We start from the raw sequence: 17468 nt of genomic DNA on the forward strand, positions 1-17468 counted from the left end.
AGGGCTTTTGCCCTGCGCTAAACGCTTGTGTGGTTCAATGCCATTCCGGCACAGCATTCTCAAGCTCATCCAGTTCGCTGAGACTGTCTTTTCCCTCTTCGTATAGATAAGGATATGCTTTTCTCTCCATCTCCATATATTTTTCCATTTCCTCAGAGGCATCCGGAATGGGATCTCCCTTTTTCCAGATTGTCACATAATCTCCCGGTTTGCCCTGGCGAACCTCGTCCGGCAGATCCGAATCACTCCAGACAGACCAGAATGATTTGCCATGATTCTCCCCGCCGTTAATATACCGGAGCGGCGGAACGTAAACAGATTCATACAGGATTTTCTTTCCGTTCTCCTCTACAACTTTAGCATTTGATCCAATATAACTGGAATTGAATCTCAGATCCATCGTTACAACAATTTCCCCGTTTTTCAGTCTGCTCAAACTCATGGTGTACTTTTCATTGTTCACCGGCCAATTCCCCTGATCCAGCCAGGTCATCAGGAATCCTGCCGCCATCACCGCCACAAAAGCGACAGCAAACACCAGGATCAGTTTCCTGCGTTTCCGTTTGCGCTGGGTCGCGCGGGTGGTTTTCAACGCTTCCACGATGGTGCGCTGTTCTTCCTCATATTCCGCCAGCGTTTCCTGCGGCATATCCGCCTTCATCTTTTCATACTCTTTCCTGCATTCCTCGCAGGTTTCCATATGTTCCTCAACCAGTCCCCGGCTTTCATCGCTGGCAACCCGGTCCAGCACCAGGGGCATCAGGTCCCGGATCACATTACAGTCATTCTTTTTCATTCTTGTTTCCCTCCATGGCTTCCCGCAGCATCTGCCTGGCCCGGTAATAGGTCACCCGGGACCAGGACTCGCTCTTTTTAAACAGTTCCGCAATCTGTGTATGGTTCAGGTCGCAGAAGGTACGCAGGGTGAACACCTCACGGTATGGTTCCTCCAGACTGTGCAGGTACCGGTGGGCAATCATCGCCTGGTCCTTCCGCACGATCTTTTCCGCGAAATCCTCCCCGGAGGGAATATCCTCCGGCAGTGGCTCCGTGGGTTTCCGCCTGCGGACCGCGTCGATATACAGGTGTTTCGCGATCCCGCACAGCCAGGTGCTTGCGCTGCACCTTCCGTCAAACCGGTCTATGCTCCTGACCGCCTGGTAGAAGGTTTCCTGCGTCAGTTCCTCCGCCAGTTCACTGCTTCCGCTCAGGCGCGTCAGGTAGGCTTTTACCATGCCACTGTAGCGGTCGTACATTTCTTCCATGTCAGCCGTGGCGCGTCCCTCCCTTCCGCAGTTTCAAAAGCGCTTTCATTCTTTTAGTCGCACATCCGGAAAAAACGTTACAAAAAAATGAGACAGAAAAAATTTCTGTCTCATCTGCCGGTTATCCTGCCTTTCTCATACACAGTCTGAATACCTGGCGCAGCTTTTATCTGGCGGGAGCTTTCTCTTCCGTTGTGCTGTCATTCTCCGTTTCAGCAGCTGCTTCCGCTGCCAGTTCATCATTCAAAGTCGGTTCCGGACTTCTGAGGCTTTCAGGGTCAACATACCAGAACCCGTCTTCACCTTTTTTCATAAGAATACTGACGAAATACGGTATCGGTTCCCTGCCGTCATTCCGGTCCACCGTTATAAAAGCCATCGCCTTACGAACCGTATCCGTTTCCGTTTTTTCGATATTTAATATTTCTTCGTCCACAGCTGTCCTGTTTCCCAGCAGCTCAAACAGCCTCCGTCTGGCGTTTTCCTGTTCCTTCTTCCATTCAGGGGAGCACACTTCCAGCATCCGGTCAAGGTCATTGGTTCCCCATCCTTCAAAGAAGACTGCCAGTTTGTTCCGGATTACCGTGTCATCCGCAGCCTCTGTCTGTACACTTGTGATGACCTCATAGCTTTTCAGGCTTTGGGGATCAATATACCAATTCCCGTCTGCGGCCTTTATCACATGAATGGACATTCTGTACTGTACCGGTTCCTTTCCGTCATTCCGGTCCATCAGTACTGAAAGCGTTACCGTGCCGTCCGATCCTGTCCCGTTTTCGGAAATCAGCTCAATATACAGTTCCAGCGCCCTTCTGTTCGCGAGCAGGTTAAATAGCGCGTTTTTGGGATTTTCACAGTTCGATTTCCACTTCGGATCACACAGTTCCACCATAGGATCATAATCACTGTTTCCCCAAAATTCGAAAAAGTCGGTCACGAGTTCCTCTATCCGCGCAGTCTCAGAATCCGCCGTCTCACCAAAGGCTGCCGCGCAGCCGGACAGGACCATGGCAGCTGCCATCACCAGGACCAGGAATCGTTTCAGGATGTTTCTCATTTTGTTGTTTCCTTTCGGCAATGATTTATCAGCAGGTTTCCCCGGCGTCCACGAAAAGCTGTTCATCTATAAGAACGGAGCAAAGTACCTTTGTCTTCCACGCTCAAAAAACCGGGAAACAGTTTCCTGTTTCCCGGTATATGCTGTCGTTCTGCTGCCGGGATCGCTCAGCCCGCCCCGTAGCAGGAATAATCCATCAGTTCACAGTTGCCTTCCGCATCAAGCACCGCGATAATGCAGGTTGCCACATCATAGGCCGGGTCCAGCGGCATCGCGTAAATATACAGGTACTGCTTGTCCCCCACGTCAATATAATCCTCCACCTTCAGCGGCTCCAGCAGCTCCAGCACCCCCGGCGCCAGCTTCTCAAGCTGTTCGGTAAGCTGACCCTTCGCCTGCTCCCACACCGCTTCGTCCAGGTCCGCGCCGTCCATCCGGGAAGCCGAATACTTCCGGTCATCCAGGTCATTATACCCGATCTCCTGGATCACGCCGTTGCTGAGGAAGTTCGCGGTGTACAGGTCTCTCCCTTCCGCGTTGTTGATGGACATGTGGTAGCTCATGTCATGCTCATCCACATTCATGCTCAGTTCTCCCTCCGGCAGAGGTTCGCTGCTCAGCAGGGGCCACAGTTCCTTCATGTAGGCTTCCGCTTCTTTTTCGTCATGGATCTCCTTCATCGGGGCCAGCAGTTCCGCTATATATTTTTCATCCGGATCGCTCCAGTAGAATGCTTCATCATCTTCACCACCCCAGGCGCTTCCGGCGCCGATGGCGTCCAGATACTCTTCGCTGCTCATCACGGTCGTATGAACCGGGGCGAAGCTCTCGGCAAGGGCTTTGATCATTGCTTCATTTTCTTCCGAGCATCCCGCGATACAGTCATACAGATACACCACTTCATAGCCCATATCGATCGCGTCCAGCATGGTGGCCAGCACGCAGCACTCCGCAACCACACCGGTCAGCACAACCGCTTTCTTCCCCTTCATGGCTTCCACCACAGCATCGCAGTCCATGGAGGAGTAGGTGGTCTTTTCCGCCACACGGCCTTCCTCCGCGAAGGGAAGTATTGCTTCCGCCAGTTCAGACAGGAAGTCGTTTTCGTTGATTTCCTTATAGGCTTCATTGTAGTCCTGCCAGCGTCCCACCGGCTCCGTGGGGGCAATATACGCTGTCAGGAGATAATCCGGCGCTTCCGGATTGATCAGGATGGAAATCGTATTCACCATGGCTTCCGGCATATTGGGGCAGGCCCAGTCATACCCCGGCAGGTATACATTCTGGAAGTCCACGATCAGCAGCAGGTCTTCCGCCGCGTTGCGCGCCGCCGGCGCGGCCGCCTCTTCACCCGTTACATGCCCTGCGCAGGACAGGAGCAAGCCAAGAACAAGAACCATTGCGATCAGTCGTTTGTTCATCTTCATTCCTCCCGTATTCTTTTTGTTGTCGCAGTGAGTATAGGGAAACAAGACATGCTTCTTCTGAGTCTTCCTCTACTATTCGCCGGAAACGGAAAAAAGCCCTTTTTTCATGATTGCAACCAAAAAAGCCGCCCTAAGGCGGCCGGGATTACTCTTCCCTGTATTTTTCCATCATTTCCTTGAACAGTTCCGCTGTGGACGGCGGGGTAAAGGTGATCGCGTTCGCTCCCGCGGCAATGGTCCGGGCAATGCTTTCCTCCGAGTTGCCGCCGCTGGCGATCAGCGGGATCTCCGGATACTCCGCCCGGATCTTTTCCACCACTCCCGGCGTCTTTGACCCGCAGGCCACGTTCAGCATAGAGGCACCGGCTTTCAGCCTGCCCTCGATATCCGTGCTTTCCTGTGTCACGGTGATGATCACCGGAATATCCACCGCCATGGCCACCGCCGCCAGGTTCGCGTTGGTGATCGGCGCGTTCAGGATCACGCCCATGGCGCCCTGGCATTCCACGTCCTTTGCCAGTGCCACGGTCCGCGGTCCCTTTGTGGTGCCTCCGCCCACCCCGCAGAACACCGGAATATAGGATGCCTTGATGATCGCGTCGCTGATCGCCTGCTGCGGCGTAAAGGGATAGACCGCGAACACGGCGTCCGCGTCGCAGTTCCGGATGATAGCCAGGTCGGTGGTAAAAACGAAAGTCTTGATCCTCCGGCCGTTGACAATGATGCCGCTGGCGGAATAGCACGCCTCCGGCATTTTCAGGATATGGCCCCTCAGTGAACTCTGTATATTGGGAATAAAGTTCTTTTCCATTCGGTTCCTCCTTCAGGAGTGATGCGTTCATTATCCCCGAATCTGTCCTGAAAAGCAAGAAAAAGCCGCCCGAAGGCGGCCTGTCACGGAAAAAACTTCATTCCAGCCGGGACCCGTCCTCCGCGGAAATGTAGTAATACGTCAGGGCATCATAGCATTCCTTCACGATTTTCCCGTCCGCAAGCACATTCATCACTTCCCATCCTTCCCAGGCAGGCTGGATATTTCCTTTGCTGTCCACAGCCATCACCAGGCGCAGGGACTGTTTGTTGACAAACTCATGCCGGATCTCAGCGTATCCCAGTTCCTTCAGCAGTTCATCATAAGGTCCAATGGCATACTCCCGCCAGTCATAGCTTGATAAGCTGGGCAGTACAGGAGTCTGCGCAGCGATGGCCTCCGCCTCCTTTTCCGTGACGGTGATCAAAGCTTCTTTCCCCGGTTCAAAGGTAAAGCCGCCTCCCAGTCTTGCGGAAACAAGATAGTTGTTCGCGTCAAAGACAAATGTATTCAGACAGAATGACGGATCTTCAGTCCGGTAGGAGTGCAGCCCGACCGGCAGGCCGCAGACAGGGGCCGGGTGATATTGCAGGATCATAACATCCGGGTTAAATTCTTCGATTCTTTCCCGTCTTTCCCCGCAGGTTCTCTGCATCGCTTCCAGAACCTTCTCCAGTCCCGGCGACAAAGCTTTTCCAAGATAATACCATTGTCCGTCTTCCCGGTCCCAGAAATCCCATCTTTCAAAGTCACGCTCGATATAATCCCGGCAAGTCATGGCGGCAATCAGTTCCATTTCTCCTTCGGGATAGACTGTCTCCAGCAGTGTCTCCGCGATCTCCCGGCAAGCCCTGGTCCGTTCATTATCCAAAATTTCCGGATCCGGAATCACATCCCATCCTTCTCCGTTGAAGATGACCGGATCCTTGCTCCAGGCACTGTTATCAGCAAATACCTTCTCGCTGTCCGGAACCATGTATCCGGAAAACACTGTCTCCATGGTTTTTTCCGGAATCTTCCCATACATTTTGATCCTGCCTGTATATACTCCGGCAGGCATTTCCTCCGCCATACAGGCGGAAACCACCGCCATCAGGCACAGAACCAGCGCAATAATTCTCTTCATCTCTCATCATTCCTTTTCTTACGGATTCAGCAGGGACCCGTCCTCCGCGGAAATGTAGAAGTTCCACGGTCCCTGGTGGTGTTCCTGAATGACCTCGTTATCCATAAGCAGCTCATAGTATTCACTGCATTCCCAGGCCGGCTGCAGCCGTCCTTTTTTATTGACGGCCATCACCAGGCGTGCGGTTTTGCCGGAAACCATCCGCATCCGGATGGATGAGCATCCCAGTTCCTTCAGAAGGAAGTCATAGGCATTGCCCTCCCATCCCCGTATCCGCCAGTCATAGATTTCTGTTCCGTCATTCTTTTCCGCAGCTATCCGGAGTGCTTCCTCCACGGTGATCTTCACCACGGTTTCCCGGACAGGATTGGCCGTGAAGCTTCCGCCCAGGTTCACAGAAACAATGTGGTTCCCGGCATCAAAAATGAAAGTTGTCAGGCAGAACGGCATATATTCCTGTCCGTTGTCCAGCACCAGTCCCACCGGCAGTCCGCAGACCGGACCCGGATGGTACTGCAGGATCGTCCAGTCCGGATCGATTTGTTCTATCCGTTCCCGTTCTCTCGCGCCGTTCAGCTGTGCGGCCGTCAGCGCTCCCTCCAGTTCATGTGTCAGGGGCCTGTCCATATAGAACCATTGCCCGTCTTTCAGCTCGAAGCACTCTGACCGTTCCATAGTTTTCGCTTCAAAATCCTGATAGGGCATGGCGGTGATCAGTTCCGGTTCGTTATCCGGATATGCGGTACGGAGCAGTTTTTCCGCCGTTTCCCGGCAGTTCCTGATCCTTTCGCTGTCTTCGGTCACCGCTTCTGCACTCCGGTGCCAGCCGTATCCGCTCATCAGCAGTTCATCGCACCAGGCCATATTTTCATCATAGGTCACCTCGCAGCCCGGCGCCATATATTCCGAAAGCAGCGCCTTCATGGCTTTTTCCGGAAGATCAGGATACATGCGGATCTCGCATTCATATGCCTGCGAAGGCAGTTCCTCCGCCATGCAGCCGGAAACCGCCGTCAGCAGGCACAGGAGACAAAGGATTATTCTTTTCAGCATTCTTTACTCCCCTTTCCCGGTGCAGATGGCAAACTCCACCTGTCCGGCCGTTCCGCCGGTATACAGATCGGCATCGTCCTCCGTATACTCCATTACCCTGTAACGCAGGACGCAGTTCATTCCCTCACTGCCAAGCGTTTCCCGCCCGGCCTGTGCCGTGATGATCTGCTGCTCCGCGTAGTCCTTCATATTCGGATATTCCTCAACAAATTTCCTCATTTCTTCATCATAGGAAGCGTTCAGCCAGTCCGGATGGTAATACATCATATAGACCACATCCCCGTCCGGTGTACGCAGCTCATCCAGCGAAGCGGATCCTTCCAGTGAAGTTCCGTCCTTCAGGCTGACACCTTCCGCATCGATCAGCAGCAGGGTTTTGCTGTTGTCATCCATCATCTCCGCAACCGGTCCGTGGGTCACTTCATCCGTTTCCCGGTTATCCCGCCACAGCATATGATAATTTCTCTCTTCCGCGTCCTCGTCAGCGTCTTCCGGCGGTTCATAATCCTTACCCATATAGGAGCCGTCCGTATCCAGCGCCCATTTGCTGTGCAGTTCATAATGCTGCGGGTCCTTCGGGGCTGCCCTGAAGGTGATGATCAGTTCCCCCGCTTCCGGTGCCCAGGAAACGTCCTGCACCGTAACATCCACCAGGCCGTCATCCGCCTGCTGCTGGGCCGGTTCTTCCACCCGGTTTTCCATAATCTCCTGCTGCCAGGCCGCGTCATTTCCATTGTTCTGTCCGCCGAACCACCATCTTATATCGTATACAACGCCCGCGGCAACAGCAGCGGCCGCCAGCAGAACCAGCACGATCGCGAAGACCAGCCCGGCAGGGATCTTTCTTTTCACCCTGACTTCATCCTTTCCCCTGAGGACAGCCGAAAGATATGCCTGGTGTGTTTCCGCCGGGATTTCGCCGGTCATCCGGTTCAGCCGTGCGCGAAGCTCCTGCTCTGTCATTTCGACTCCTCCTTTCCGTCCCATTCCACACGAAGCGCTTTGCGTCCCCGATGCATCCGGTTTTTGACCAGCGCCAGGGATACCTGCTGTATCCGCGCGATCTCTTCCAGCGTAAACCCTTCCAGGTAGTGCAGCACCAGCGGAACGCGCAGCTTCTCCGGCAGGCTTTCCAGCATCAGCCGTGTCTCCTGGTCATCGTTTTCCGGCGCTGGCCGGTCGGGAATCATCTCCGCCGGGAAACACCGGCTGTTTTTCCTGTGCAGGTTGTGGCATTCATTTACCATGATCCTGCAGATCCAGGTCTTAAAATACTGTTCTTCCCGCAGCCTTCCGTAATTCTGCCAGGCCTTCAGTGCGGTCTCCTGCATTGCGTCCTGGCGGTCCGCTTCGGACCGGAGGAGCGCGCAGGCGATCCTGTACAGCATCTGTTCGCTGTCCAGCAGCTTCCGTGTGAATTGCAGTTCATCCATCATCAGTACAACCTCTCCGAAGAGTTTTCATCAGTCATGACATATTATAGACGCCCGGGGAGGGAAAAAAGTTAAACTGTCGGAAATTTTACAAATAAAAAAAGGCCGGGGGCATTCCCCCCCGGCTCACTCCTCATCCCTGTACGGCGTTTCGTAGCCCATTGCCCGTTCACTGTCCCCGATCCCGGCGGTCGTGGGATCCACGATCACGCCGATCAGGCCCAGGAAAGTCAGCACCTGGTTCAGCAGCTGTACCACCAGGTTCTGCGTTACCGCGGGAAACACGTCAAACAGCGCCAGCAGGCTGTAGACAAACCCAACGATCAGGCTGAAAAAACTTCCCAGCCATACTTTGTTCTGAAAACGAACCTTCCAGTTAATCTTCATCTTTTTTCCTCCTCATCACACTTTACATGTTTTCATTCTGAATTGTTGAGGAAGCATCCACGCTTAAGACTGATCTGTCAGCGCTTTAGCGCTGGTAACAGATCGTCCATGCAGGCGTCAGCGTTTCAGCGCTGGTAACGCCGAGCCATTCGTGGTAAATGCTTCCCATGCTACAGCCGTCCGGATTTTTAATTCGGGTAACGGCGATCGCAGAATTATGCATTGTGGATTAGCTTCACTTCCGCCTGCAGGTTTTTCACCTGCTCCTCCAGCCGGTACATTCGTTCCACCACGCTGTTATGCTTATCCACCTTCTCCTCCAGCTTTTCCAGCCGGTATGCCACCAGGGCCGCCTGCTTCCTGTTGCTCATATAGACACCCAGGAACGCGAAACCCGCGGTGATCAGCGCCGCAACGATCGTCTCAATGTTCATTCTTTCATCAGCTCCTTTCTCGTCACCGGTCCCACAATGCCGTCCATCTTCAGCCCGTGATCCTTCTGGAAGGCCTTCACCGCCGCCAGGGTATCTTTCCCGAATTTCCCGTCAATCCCGCAGGAACCTACACTGTATCCCTTCCTTTCCAGCACCTCCTGCAGTTCCTTAACAGTCTCCCCTCTACTCCCCTTCCGAAGCGTCGGCCAGGCTTCAACCATTAATTGTTCATTGTTCATTGTTGAGCAGTTGTCCAAATCTTTGATTTGGGTAACAGCTGCCATATTACAGCCGTCAAAGTTCCCATTGGAACTTTGGTCACGGCGATCATGTAATTCTTCATTGCCGGCATTGATATAATCAATGCCGGCCAACTCTCCCCAATGCGTCCATTTCCCCGCCGTGACCTTCGTTGTGGTCACCCCGTTGATCGTTCCCATCGCTTCGATCACAGTTCCGTCTCCCACAAACAAGCCCACATGGCTGTACCGGCTGCCGTTCCACACGAAAACCGCCGTGCCCGGTTTCAGGACAGCGCAGTCCGTGCGTTTTCCTTTCTTCAGTTCCCCCTTTTCCGTGCACCATTTCCGGTACATCGTGTCGGACCCGTGATACATCGTGCCGCCCAGCTGCTTAAAAGCCCATGAAAAAAGGCCGCTGCAGTCAGCGACCGTGTGCCCGATCCATTTCTTTCCGTATTTTCGTCCCTGGGCCCTGTTGGAATCAGTGCTTTTCTCCAGTTCCCGTTGTTTGGCTTCCGTCCACTTCTCCCCGGCCGTTCCCCAGATATATCCCCATTTCTCCTTCAGGGCCTGCCGGAACTTTTCGATCAATGCTTCCGTTGTGATCATTTGCACCCCTCCTGTTCAAATCAATTATCAGCGTCTATTTCTCCTTTTTCATCCTGTTCATTCCCCTCCCTTTGTCATATTCTTTAATCAGTAAATAAGCGGCCTGTGCCGCTGAAGGAGGTAAATCCCATGAAAAAGAACCTGTTTATTGTAAGCTTCTGTTACCATGGTCTTCTGGGCGGCGACATTATTGCGGATGACAACGCCATTACCTACAAAACCGGCAAACTGACCATCCCGGCCAACCTGCGGAACCTGGAAATGAAATACACTGATATCGCCGGCATCACCGAAGACCGCGCGTTGTTTCTTCCCGCGGTCACCATTCACATGAGAAGCGGTGAAAGCTATAAATTTGTGGTCTTCTTTGCCCGTAAGCGCTTCTGTGAACTGCTCCGCTCCCATGGCGTCATGTGATAAACAGTTCGTTTGTCCACTGTCGCAAATGATGTCCATAAACCAGAAAGCGGCTCATCATGCGCCAGCAACCTGATCCTGAATTCTGCATTCTGAATTCTGCATTGTTTTCCCAATCCCCGCAGGGATCGGTAAAACACTTCCCCCTCTCACCGTCACCGTCCCGTCCCCGTTGTCTGTCAGGATGCTTCCCGGAGAGGCAGCCTCCAGTACCGCGGGGACGGTTTCATTTGTTCCGTCCCAGGTCCACAGGGCCAGCTTGGCCAGCACATACCACCGGAAAGCTTCATCCGGAACATCTGTGCCCAGATTCGCGCGTTTCAGTCCTGAAGCCTCCGCCATACTGTCCAGCTGAATTCCCTCCGCACAGGCAAACGAATACCCCGGCTGCAGGGCCGCAGCCAGGGTCATCAGGTCCGCCGCCTGCCGGAGGACAGCTTCTGCCAGCGCCATAAAGCGAGGCCGTTCCCGGGAAGAAGCGGGAAAAAGAGAAAGATAATCCGACAATTCACAATTCATCCTGTTTCTGCCTTCATTAACTGAAATAGAAGATCACACCGCCGTTCTGAATGGTGGTGATTTTTTCGTTCCACGCGCAGGGAACAAGATCCCGCGCCGCGGAAGATTCGCCGCTTACTGCTGCCTGGATATCAGTGATGATAAAGGTTTTCGCGATCTCCGGTTTCGCGTTGTAGGCTGCGCCGTAAAGCTGCGGAATGTTCAACGGTGCCGCCAGGCCCAATCCGTTGATGTAGTCCGCCACCGGTCCCTTCAGGGCATTTCGGATCTCATCCCGGTTTCCGCCCTCCAGCACCCGGATAAAGAGATAGACCACGATCATCTTGTCCGTATTCCGGGTAAAGGAAACCGGATGACCGTTCCCCTGGGCGTCCGGGACAGTAACCGTGGTGCTTCCCCATGTCCCGATCCCCGGCGGCTTTTTATCGAAGATTGCCTGTGCCACAGCTTCCCCGTTTCCGCCGTCGGTCACCACCGCGATGCTGTGTGCGGGAATACTGATGCTGTCTGTACTGTCTGTATCATTCACATACAGCCGGGCATCGCGTACACCTTTCGCTCCTTTCACCGCGGCCAGCAGGGCATCCGCCGTTCCGGTACTCCGGCCAGCCAGGGAATGCCGGATCCGTGCCCGTACAGATGCGTCTGTTTCCCCTGCCGCCCGGGTAAGGCCGTAGGCAGGCAGCAGCAGATCCAGCGCGTTCCCGGAGGCATAAGCCGGATTCCGGGAATTATATGCCTGCAGTACCAGGGCGGAAGCATCATCCAGCGCTTTGGCAAAAACAGATAACAGCTGGTAATCCGGCACAGCTGGTCCAAGTTCCGTCTCAATACCAAAGATGTTCCGGTAGGCTTCCGTAAGGTCTTCCAGCCGGTCTTCATAAGTCGGCATATGGATGCCGGTTCCGTCAATATATGGCGCGAAATAAGACATACATCCTCCAATTCATCATTCACTGTCGCATTTACGCGGAAAAAACTTGTGCTAAAATGAAACCTGTTTGCCGGCTTCTCCGTCTAACGGATGTCAAAATGCCCGGGCAGATTATCTTCAGGAGGAAACCAAAGTGACCAACGAAGCCTTTACCGAGGCGATTATCCGGATGACACCCACGTTATACCGGATCGCCAGGGGCCAGCTGATGATCGAGGCGGATCAGCAGGATGCCGTACAGGAAGCCATCCGGCGCAGCTGGGAAAAGCGGGAAAACCTGAAGGACGAGCGCTACCTTCAGACCTGGGTCATCAGGATTCTCCTCAACGCGTGCCACGATATCCAGCGTCATGAAAAGCGGGTATACCCTGTCAGCGAGATTCCTGATCGTCCCCTGGACGCGCCGGAATTCGTCGACCTGCGGGGCGCCCTGCTTCAGCTGAAGGAAAAGTACCGCGTTCCCGTCATCCTGCACTATATCGAAGGATATGAGATCAGGCATGTGTCAGAGATCCTGAAGCTCCCTGCCAGCACCGTTAAAACGAGACTTATGCGCGGCCGCACCAGGCTGCGGGACATCCTGAACGAGGAGGCTTTGGAAGAATATGAAACGTAATGAAGATTTCCGCAACGCCCTGGGCGAACCGGATGAATATTTCCAGCAGTCCGTTATGGACACCCTGAACCAGCTGAACCGGCAGGCGGAAAGGGAGAGCCGGCCGAAGTGGAACTTCTCCATGCGGCTTGTCTCTTCTTTTGCCGCGCTGGTACTCGTCATCGGAGGCATTGTGATAGCCGCCCGAAATGACCATCGCGACTACCTCACGCCCGTGGCAACCAGTCCTGTGGATATTACCGCCACAGCACAGACAACCGTCACCCCCCTTGCCAGCCCCACACCCATTGAGACAGAACACGCTGTTCTGACTTTCACTGAAGCGGTAAGGGATGGCTCTGATATCCGGATCACCGTTGATATCCGGCCAAAGAATGAACATACCCTTGCACTGAACGCAAATCACCTTTTGAGCACGTCTGTTCAGTATGTCTCTGATCTGTATGGAATCCAGCCTGACAGCCCGGAGCAGTCCCTGTATGAATGGGCCGTGGAGCACGGTTTTCCGAAGGCCCTGGCTGTTGACCTGAATGCTCCGTCAGATGACACACCCGGCCCCGTTTCCCGTCTCTGGCATATTGAAAAGCACACGCTCAGGGAAGACGGATCCGCTCTAATGACCATTGTGGGTCCTGCCGCAGACAATGACGTATATGACCTGGAATTCCATATCATTCCGTGGAATATGGAAGATAAGGGTGAGTCGTTCCTTCCGGGCTTGCACGACGGAGGGAGCATCCGCCTGACCCTCACGGATACAGCGTCTCATATTCCGGAGCTTGAAGTCTTCCCTGGAACAAGCACTTCAGACATCCCGCCCATTACTGAATATTCCGGGAAGGCATGGGGCTTAACAGATGCCTTATCTTATAAAGATCTGGTGAATAAAATAGACGTCAGGATTGGCCAGGTATACTATGTCAAAGGCGTTGTACAGGAAGTCCTCTCTGCCAGCCCCCTGAGGGTGTTGATCAACACCAGCGAAGATGGTACATCCCGGCCGGTAATCATTGAAAGCCCCTCGTATTGCACTTTCCCATGGAAAGCCGGATCTTCTTACCGGATCTATGCGGATGCTTCTTGCCTCTATGACAATATTCCTGTACTGACTGCCCGTTACTGTTATATCGATGCTCTGGAATATGAGCAGGAAAACACACAGGAAAATGAGCAGGAAGACATTGAATTTGATCAGGGCACTGTGAAGATCCGGGAAGCAGTCACAGACGGTATAGCTGTTTATCTGTCTGTTGAGGTTCAACCAAAAAATAGTAACTGCCTCACCTTGGCTGACTATATGCATCCAAGTTATAGTGCCCTGGAGAATATTGGAATAACATCAGATTATGACGGGCAGACCGTTTATCAGTGGGCCGTCGAACACGGTTATCATAAACTGCTGCAGTTTAATGCAACGTCTCTGCGCGATGGATTGTTTGACCCATTCAGAGCCACAGAGGTAGAGATCACTGAAACCGGTTCTACCCTCATCAATCTTGTCAGCAGTACAGTTCCTGATACTGATCAGTATCCCCTTCACTTGTCTCTTACCCCTTATGATATGAGTGATGAACCCTCCTATCGCCTTATTGCTGCAGAATGTGAGGAAAAAGGCATATCATTGTCTGTCAGCACTACAGGTGAGGTACCTGTAACCCTTGCTGATTACATCTCGGTTGTTGATCCGGACACTGGAAAACCAGAAGGAAAAATAACCGTCTCCATTATCCGGGCTTCCCTGAATACATACTGTAAACTGAATCGTCTGAAAGATGACGGATCTTTCGTCAGCTATTGCATCCTTTCTCTCTCTGATAATGAGATGGCCGGAAGTTTTTCGAACATTACCAATTTTTTTAATCCATTGGCTGATAATCAGAACTGTATTATGATACCGACAAAAGAAATGACAGACGATATACTGAAAAACCTTCCTGATACGTTTAAATACTATCTTGTCACGATTCCCGAAAATACCACAGAGCCAGCGGTACAGGCATGGTATACCCTGAAAAAGCTGGATGAAGCTGAAACAGAAACGGCCTCGGTGAAGGTGCTTGAAGCCGTCGCCGATACAAGCAATATCTGCCTCACCGTTGAGGTTACCCCCAAGTCTGAAAAATGCCTGGTGGTAAACTTTGATGTCACTCCATCTTCTGATTCACCGGAAAAGATCGGACAGGTACCGGACAGCAGATCCCAGACCATTACAGAATGGGCTGCCGCCCATGGCTATGATAAAGTGATCCGCGTCACCTTAAGTTCCTCCATGCCCGAGTCGTTGAACTACACTTCTCCTTCTGCCGAATCCATGCTGGATTCCTATTCCAACGGCACCGAATTGACCGAAAACGGCTCAGCCATCCTGCGCGCAACAGGAAAATCCATTCCCAGTCAGGAGATCTATGACCTGTTCTGCAACCTGATGTCCTGGGAGCTCGGAACAAAAGGCTCTTACCGGCAGGAACAGGTCATCATCCCGATCTATGTTCCCGATTCAAAACAGGAACCCCTGCTCATCGGCAAATACAGGCTGGCCTCTGACCCGGCAAACGTTGATAAAATGACCGTTTCCATTTACCGGTCACAGGTATCCGATTATGCTGAGTTCAGGACGAAAGACAGGGATTACTTTTTCAGGCACGCTCACCTGCTGGATGAAAACAGGGACATGAACGCGTACAGCGGAACCGTCATTCACTCGATCTCCCAGGAATATGAGGATGATGACACCACCTACGTGTACCGCCTGCCCTGCAAGCTGCCTGAGGAGCTTCCCGATACGCTGATCATGGCATGGTCAGACAGGCCTGATGAACCCATCGTTCGCGTAGACACCCGAACTGTTGAACCTGATCAGACCGTTACCCCCTGATCCTCATTCTGATTCATAGGAAATATCAACGCTCCCATCCGTGGTCTCCGCAATAAAGGAAAAGCGGAGCCTGCGGCCGTCAGCAGAAACTTTTGACTCCCGGATGTCATGTACTCCGGGAGTTTCCCGTATATAGGAGGACAGGTATCCGGCAATCAGCTGCCCGTCTGCTTCCGTCAGCCGGGATTCCTTCAGCATCTCCAGTACGCCATTGCCCCGGCCCGGGTTTTCCCACCACTCGCCGGTCAGCAGCCGAAGCCGGTCATGGATCAGTTCCGCCGTCGCCCTGCTCCCCTTCAGCATATCCGAAACCCTGAGTACCGGCAGCACATCCCCGGATTCATCCACAGGCCGGATAAGCATACACTCTCTCCTTTCGCGGCCGCAGCCGCAATTAATTCTGAATTCTGAATTCTTAATTCTGAATTGTTCTCGGGTTCTTCCTGAACCCTACAAACGCGAATGCATCTGACAAGGAGTGCCTCCTCCCCGACCTGGGCTCTCCAGTCTCTCCGTTCTCCTGCCAGGCATCCGTATCATAGTCCGCGAATACCACCAGGCACGCGTCTCCCGGATTCACTTCAAAGGGAACCGGCATAAAGACCGGCACATCCCGCAGCAGCGGAAAGCCAGACGCCGCGGGCCGGATCTCCGCGGTCCCTTTTCCCGGATCAAAGGTTTCCACCGTTCCCGGCATGGCACAGTGTAAAGAGGTTAAAATATCCTTCTTCACCGCCAGCCATTCGGAAGGAGACAATCCGCCGTCTGTCGAATGATTCATTCCGTCACCTCGATATAATTGTACTGAGAAAAGGAGAACCTTTCGTTGAAACTGCTGATCGCTTCGGATATTCACGGTTCCGCCCTGTATTGCAATGAGCTGTTCAAGGCCTATGACCGGGAGCAGGCGGACCGCCTGCTTCTGCTGGGAGATATTCTCTATCACGGCCCGCGCAATGACCTGCCGGACGGCTACGCGCCAAAGGAAGTGATTCCCGCCCTGAACGCCCGGAAGAACAGCATCCTGTGCATTCGCGGCAACTGTGATACGGAAGTGGACCAGATGGTCCTGGACTTCCCCCTCATGGCGGACTACGCCCTGGTCTGTGTGGACGGTCTCCGGCTCTATGCCACCCACGGTCATGTTTACGGCCCGGATCACCTCCCGCCGCTGCAGCCGGGAGATATCCTCCTGTATGGCCATACCCACATCCCCGCCTGGGACGTCCGGGAAGGCATTCCCTGCCTCAACCCGGGTTCCGTTTCCATTCCGAAGGCAGGTTCCCCCCGGGGCTATATCCTGCTGGAAAACGGTACCTTCACCTGGAAAACCCTGGATGGCGTGGAATACCACAAACTAATGCAGAATTAAGAATGCAGAATGCAGAATTGTGAACAGCACATGCTGCAAAACGTTCTCCCGATACAGTTTCTGACAGACTCCGGAAACCAGAGAACAGCATACAGACAGATCCCTTAATATCATTCTGAATTCTTAATTCTGAATTTCCAAAATGATTTCCGCCTGCCAGCTACCTGTCATATTGTCAGCGTCTATACTGCGCTCTGTAACGAGTCCCTCCGTGGACTCGTTTTTCCATTTCACTTTTGCCCGTTTTCCCAGCGGCCAGCCCGCCGGTTTTGTCCGGAGGATCATCTTTCCCCCGGTGAAAACCGGAACGTCTGTCAAATCGCTTTCGGTCAGCGTCAGTGACACCGGCAGCCCTTCCGCCGGCGCCGCGCACAGTCCCGCTTCCGTCATGTATGCCCGTGCCGGAACGGCAGACAGCACGTCATTCACACATTCCGCTGCCCGTCCGCGGAAAGCCTGTCCCCTGGAAAACACGGGATCCGGTCCTGCGCAGGTCAGCAGGCGGATCCCGGTACCGGAAGCATTCAGGATCCTTTGAACAGTTTCAGATACAGAAGTGCCGGCCTCCACGGAAAGGGAGACCGGCGCTTCCCACAGGGCCAGGTTCGGGGAAAAGACAACTTCCGTAATCATCCCCTCCGGCACAGTCCGCCGGTAAACTCCGGCAGCCTGTCCTGCCGCCAGCAGGCTGTTCTCCCGCAGGACCGTTATCGTCTTTGCGGCGGCAAGCATCGCATGGGCGGAATCATCCGGATTCCACGCCCGCAGGATAAACGGCAGGGGTTCCAGGCCCAGGCTTTCCCGGCCTGTCACAGATACACGGTTCAGCCCCTTTACCCGTTCTCCGTCCGCCATCACAGTCAATGACCGGATCATTGGATTGCTCATCTC

At 53.6% G+C, this 17468-nt stretch carries 22 protein-coding genes; 4 read left to right on the forward strand and 18 right to left on the reverse strand.

The features are described from left to right. Window positions 1–34: 34 nt before the first annotated feature. The 13 genes from JYE50_RS09685 to JYE50_RS09745 all read right to left on the reverse strand — a co-directional run bounded on the left by JYE50_RS09685 (window position 35) and on the right by JYE50_RS09745 (window position 9844). Window positions 35–796 (reverse strand): zf-HC2 domain-containing protein, encoded by a 762-nt coding sequence (locus JYE50_RS09685; protein ID WP_084095333.1) that lies wholly within the window; start codon window positions 794–796, stop codon window positions 35–37. After that, window positions 783–1265, reverse strand: coding sequence for an RNA polymerase sigma factor (locus JYE50_RS09690; protein WP_084095334.1), 483 nt, complete (start codon window positions 1263–1265; stop codon window positions 783–785). Before JYE50_RS09690 ends, JYE50_RS09685 begins: the two co-directional genes overlap by 14 nt. 166 nt (window positions 1266–1431) lie before the next feature. Further along, window positions 1432–2322, reverse strand: a complete 891-nt coding sequence (locus JYE50_RS09695; RefSeq protein WP_084095335.1) for a hypothetical protein — start codon at window positions 2320–2322, stop codon at window positions 1432–1434. 167 nt (window positions 2323–2489) lie between these two features. Further along, window positions 2490–3743 (reverse strand): cysteine hydrolase family protein, encoded by a 1254-nt coding sequence (locus tag JYE50_RS09700; protein ID WP_179138276.1) that lies wholly within the window; start codon window positions 3741–3743, stop codon window positions 2490–2492. A gap of 151 nt (window positions 3744–3894) precedes the next feature. Next, window positions 3895–4560 carry a beta/alpha barrel domain-containing protein gene (locus JYE50_RS09705; RefSeq protein ID WP_084095337.1) on the reverse strand — a complete coding sequence of 222 codons (666 nt, stop codon included), beginning with the start codon at window positions 4558–4560 and terminating at the stop codon, window positions 3895–3897. A 97-nt stretch (window positions 4561–4657) separates the two neighbouring features. Beyond that, window positions 4658–5686 (reverse strand): hypothetical protein, encoded by a 1029-nt coding sequence (locus JYE50_RS09710; RefSeq protein WP_084095338.1) that lies wholly within the window; start codon window positions 5684–5686, stop codon window positions 4658–4660. Between the two features lie 18 nt (window positions 5687–5704). After that, on the reverse strand, window positions 5705–6739 hold the full coding sequence (locus JYE50_RS09715) for a hypothetical protein (protein ID WP_084095339.1): 1035 nt from the start codon (window positions 6737–6739) through the stop codon (window positions 5705–5707). A 3-nt stretch (window positions 6740–6742) separates the two neighbouring features. Next, window positions 6743–7702 carry a hypothetical protein gene (locus JYE50_RS09720; RefSeq protein WP_084095340.1) on the reverse strand — a complete coding sequence of 320 codons (960 nt, stop codon included), beginning with the start codon at window positions 7700–7702 and terminating at the stop codon, window positions 6743–6745. Beyond that, window positions 7699–8175, reverse strand: a complete 477-nt coding sequence (locus JYE50_RS09725) for an RNA polymerase sigma factor (protein WP_084095341.1) — start codon at window positions 8173–8175, stop codon at window positions 7699–7701. Before JYE50_RS09725 ends, JYE50_RS09720 begins: the two co-directional genes overlap by 4 nt. A 123-nt stretch (window positions 8176–8298) precedes the next feature. After that, the gene (locus JYE50_RS09730) at window positions 8299–8559 is read right to left on the reverse strand and encodes a phage holin (protein ID WP_084095342.1); all 261 of its coding nucleotides are present in this window, start codon (window positions 8557–8559) and stop codon (window positions 8299–8301) included. Between the two features lie 85 nt (window positions 8560–8644). Then, complete coding sequence (locus JYE50_RS09735) at window positions 8645–8782, reverse strand: hypothetical protein (protein ID WP_179138277.1); 138 nt, start codon at window positions 8780–8782, stop codon at window positions 8645–8647. Continuing rightward, window positions 8775–8993 carry a PilN family protein gene (locus tag JYE50_RS09740; RefSeq protein WP_084095343.1) on the reverse strand — a complete coding sequence of 73 codons (219 nt, stop codon included), beginning with the start codon at window positions 8991–8993 and terminating at the stop codon, window positions 8775–8777. The genes JYE50_RS09735 and JYE50_RS09740 overlap by 8 nt, the downstream gene beginning before the upstream one ends. Then, the gene (locus tag JYE50_RS09745; protein ID WP_084095344.1) at window positions 8990–9844 is read right to left on the reverse strand and encodes a peptidoglycan-binding protein; all 855 of its coding nucleotides are present in this window, start codon (window positions 9842–9844) and stop codon (window positions 8990–8992) included. Before JYE50_RS09745 ends, JYE50_RS09740 begins: the two co-directional genes overlap by 4 nt. Window positions 9845–9973: 129 nt before the next feature. On the opposite strand from JYE50_RS09745, the gene JYE50_RS09750 reads away from it, so the two are divergent. After that, window positions 9974–10261: a hypothetical protein gene (locus JYE50_RS09750; RefSeq protein ID WP_084095345.1), complete on the forward strand. Its 288-nt coding sequence runs from the start codon at window positions 9974–9976 to the stop codon at window positions 10259–10261. A 57-nt stretch (window positions 10262–10318) separates the two neighbouring features. Here JYE50_RS09750 and JYE50_RS09755 read toward each other — a convergent pair whose 3' ends face one another. Both JYE50_RS09755 and JYE50_RS09760 read right to left on the reverse strand, forming a co-directional pair. Then, window positions 10319–10780, reverse strand: a complete 462-nt coding sequence (locus JYE50_RS09755) for a DUF2612 domain-containing protein (RefSeq protein ID WP_143763581.1) — start codon at window positions 10778–10780, stop codon at window positions 10319–10321. Window positions 10781–10796: 16 nt separating this feature from the next. Then, entirely contained in the window at window positions 10797–11714 is a 918-nt protein-coding gene (locus JYE50_RS09760; RefSeq protein ID WP_084095347.1) for a hypothetical protein, read from the reverse strand. A gap of 133 nt (window positions 11715–11847) precedes the next feature. Here JYE50_RS09760 and JYE50_RS09765 point away from each other — a divergent pair, with 133 nt between their 5' ends. Continuing rightward, window positions 11848–12330 carry an RNA polymerase sigma factor gene (locus tag JYE50_RS09765; protein WP_084095348.1) on the forward strand — a complete coding sequence of 161 codons (483 nt, stop codon included), beginning with the start codon at window positions 11848–11850 and terminating at the stop codon, window positions 12328–12330. Further along, window positions 12320–15205: a hypothetical protein gene (locus JYE50_RS09770; protein ID WP_084095349.1), complete on the forward strand. Its 2886-nt coding sequence runs from the start codon at window positions 12320–12322 to the stop codon at window positions 15203–15205. The genes JYE50_RS09765 and JYE50_RS09770 overlap by 11 nt, the downstream gene beginning before the upstream one ends. Window positions 15206–15208: 3 nt before the next feature. Here JYE50_RS09770 and JYE50_RS09775 read toward each other — a convergent pair whose 3' ends face one another. Together JYE50_RS09775 and JYE50_RS09780 are read right to left on the reverse strand one after the other, a co-directional pair. After that, window positions 15209–15568: a hypothetical protein gene (locus JYE50_RS09775; RefSeq protein ID WP_084095350.1), complete on the reverse strand. Its 360-nt coding sequence runs from the start codon at window positions 15566–15568 to the stop codon at window positions 15209–15211. A gap of 52 nt (window positions 15569–15620) precedes the next feature. After that, window positions 15621–15986: a Gp138 family membrane-puncturing spike protein gene (locus JYE50_RS09780; RefSeq protein WP_143763582.1), complete on the reverse strand. Its 366-nt coding sequence runs from the start codon at window positions 15984–15986 to the stop codon at window positions 15621–15623. 45 nt (window positions 15987–16031) lie between these two features. Here JYE50_RS09780 and yfcE point away from each other — a divergent pair, with 45 nt between their 5' ends. Further along, window positions 16032–16577: a phosphodiesterase gene (gene yfcE / locus JYE50_RS09785; protein ID WP_084095352.1), complete on the forward strand. Its 546-nt coding sequence runs from the start codon at window positions 16032–16034 to the stop codon at window positions 16575–16577. A gap of 123 nt (window positions 16578–16700) precedes the next feature. Here the strand turns inward: yfcE and JYE50_RS09790 are convergent, their stop codons facing one another. Further along, entirely contained in the window at window positions 16701–17465 is a 765-nt protein-coding gene (locus tag JYE50_RS09790; RefSeq protein ID WP_084095353.1) for a hypothetical protein, read from the reverse strand. Window positions 17466–17468: the final 3 nt, after the last annotated feature.

Origin of the sequence: Aristaeella lactis (genome assembly GCF_018118585.1) — a bacterium.
In the GTDB taxonomy this organism is placed as follows: domain Bacteria; phylum Bacillota; class Clostridia; order Christensenellales; family Aristaeellaceae; genus Aristaeella; species Aristaeella lactis.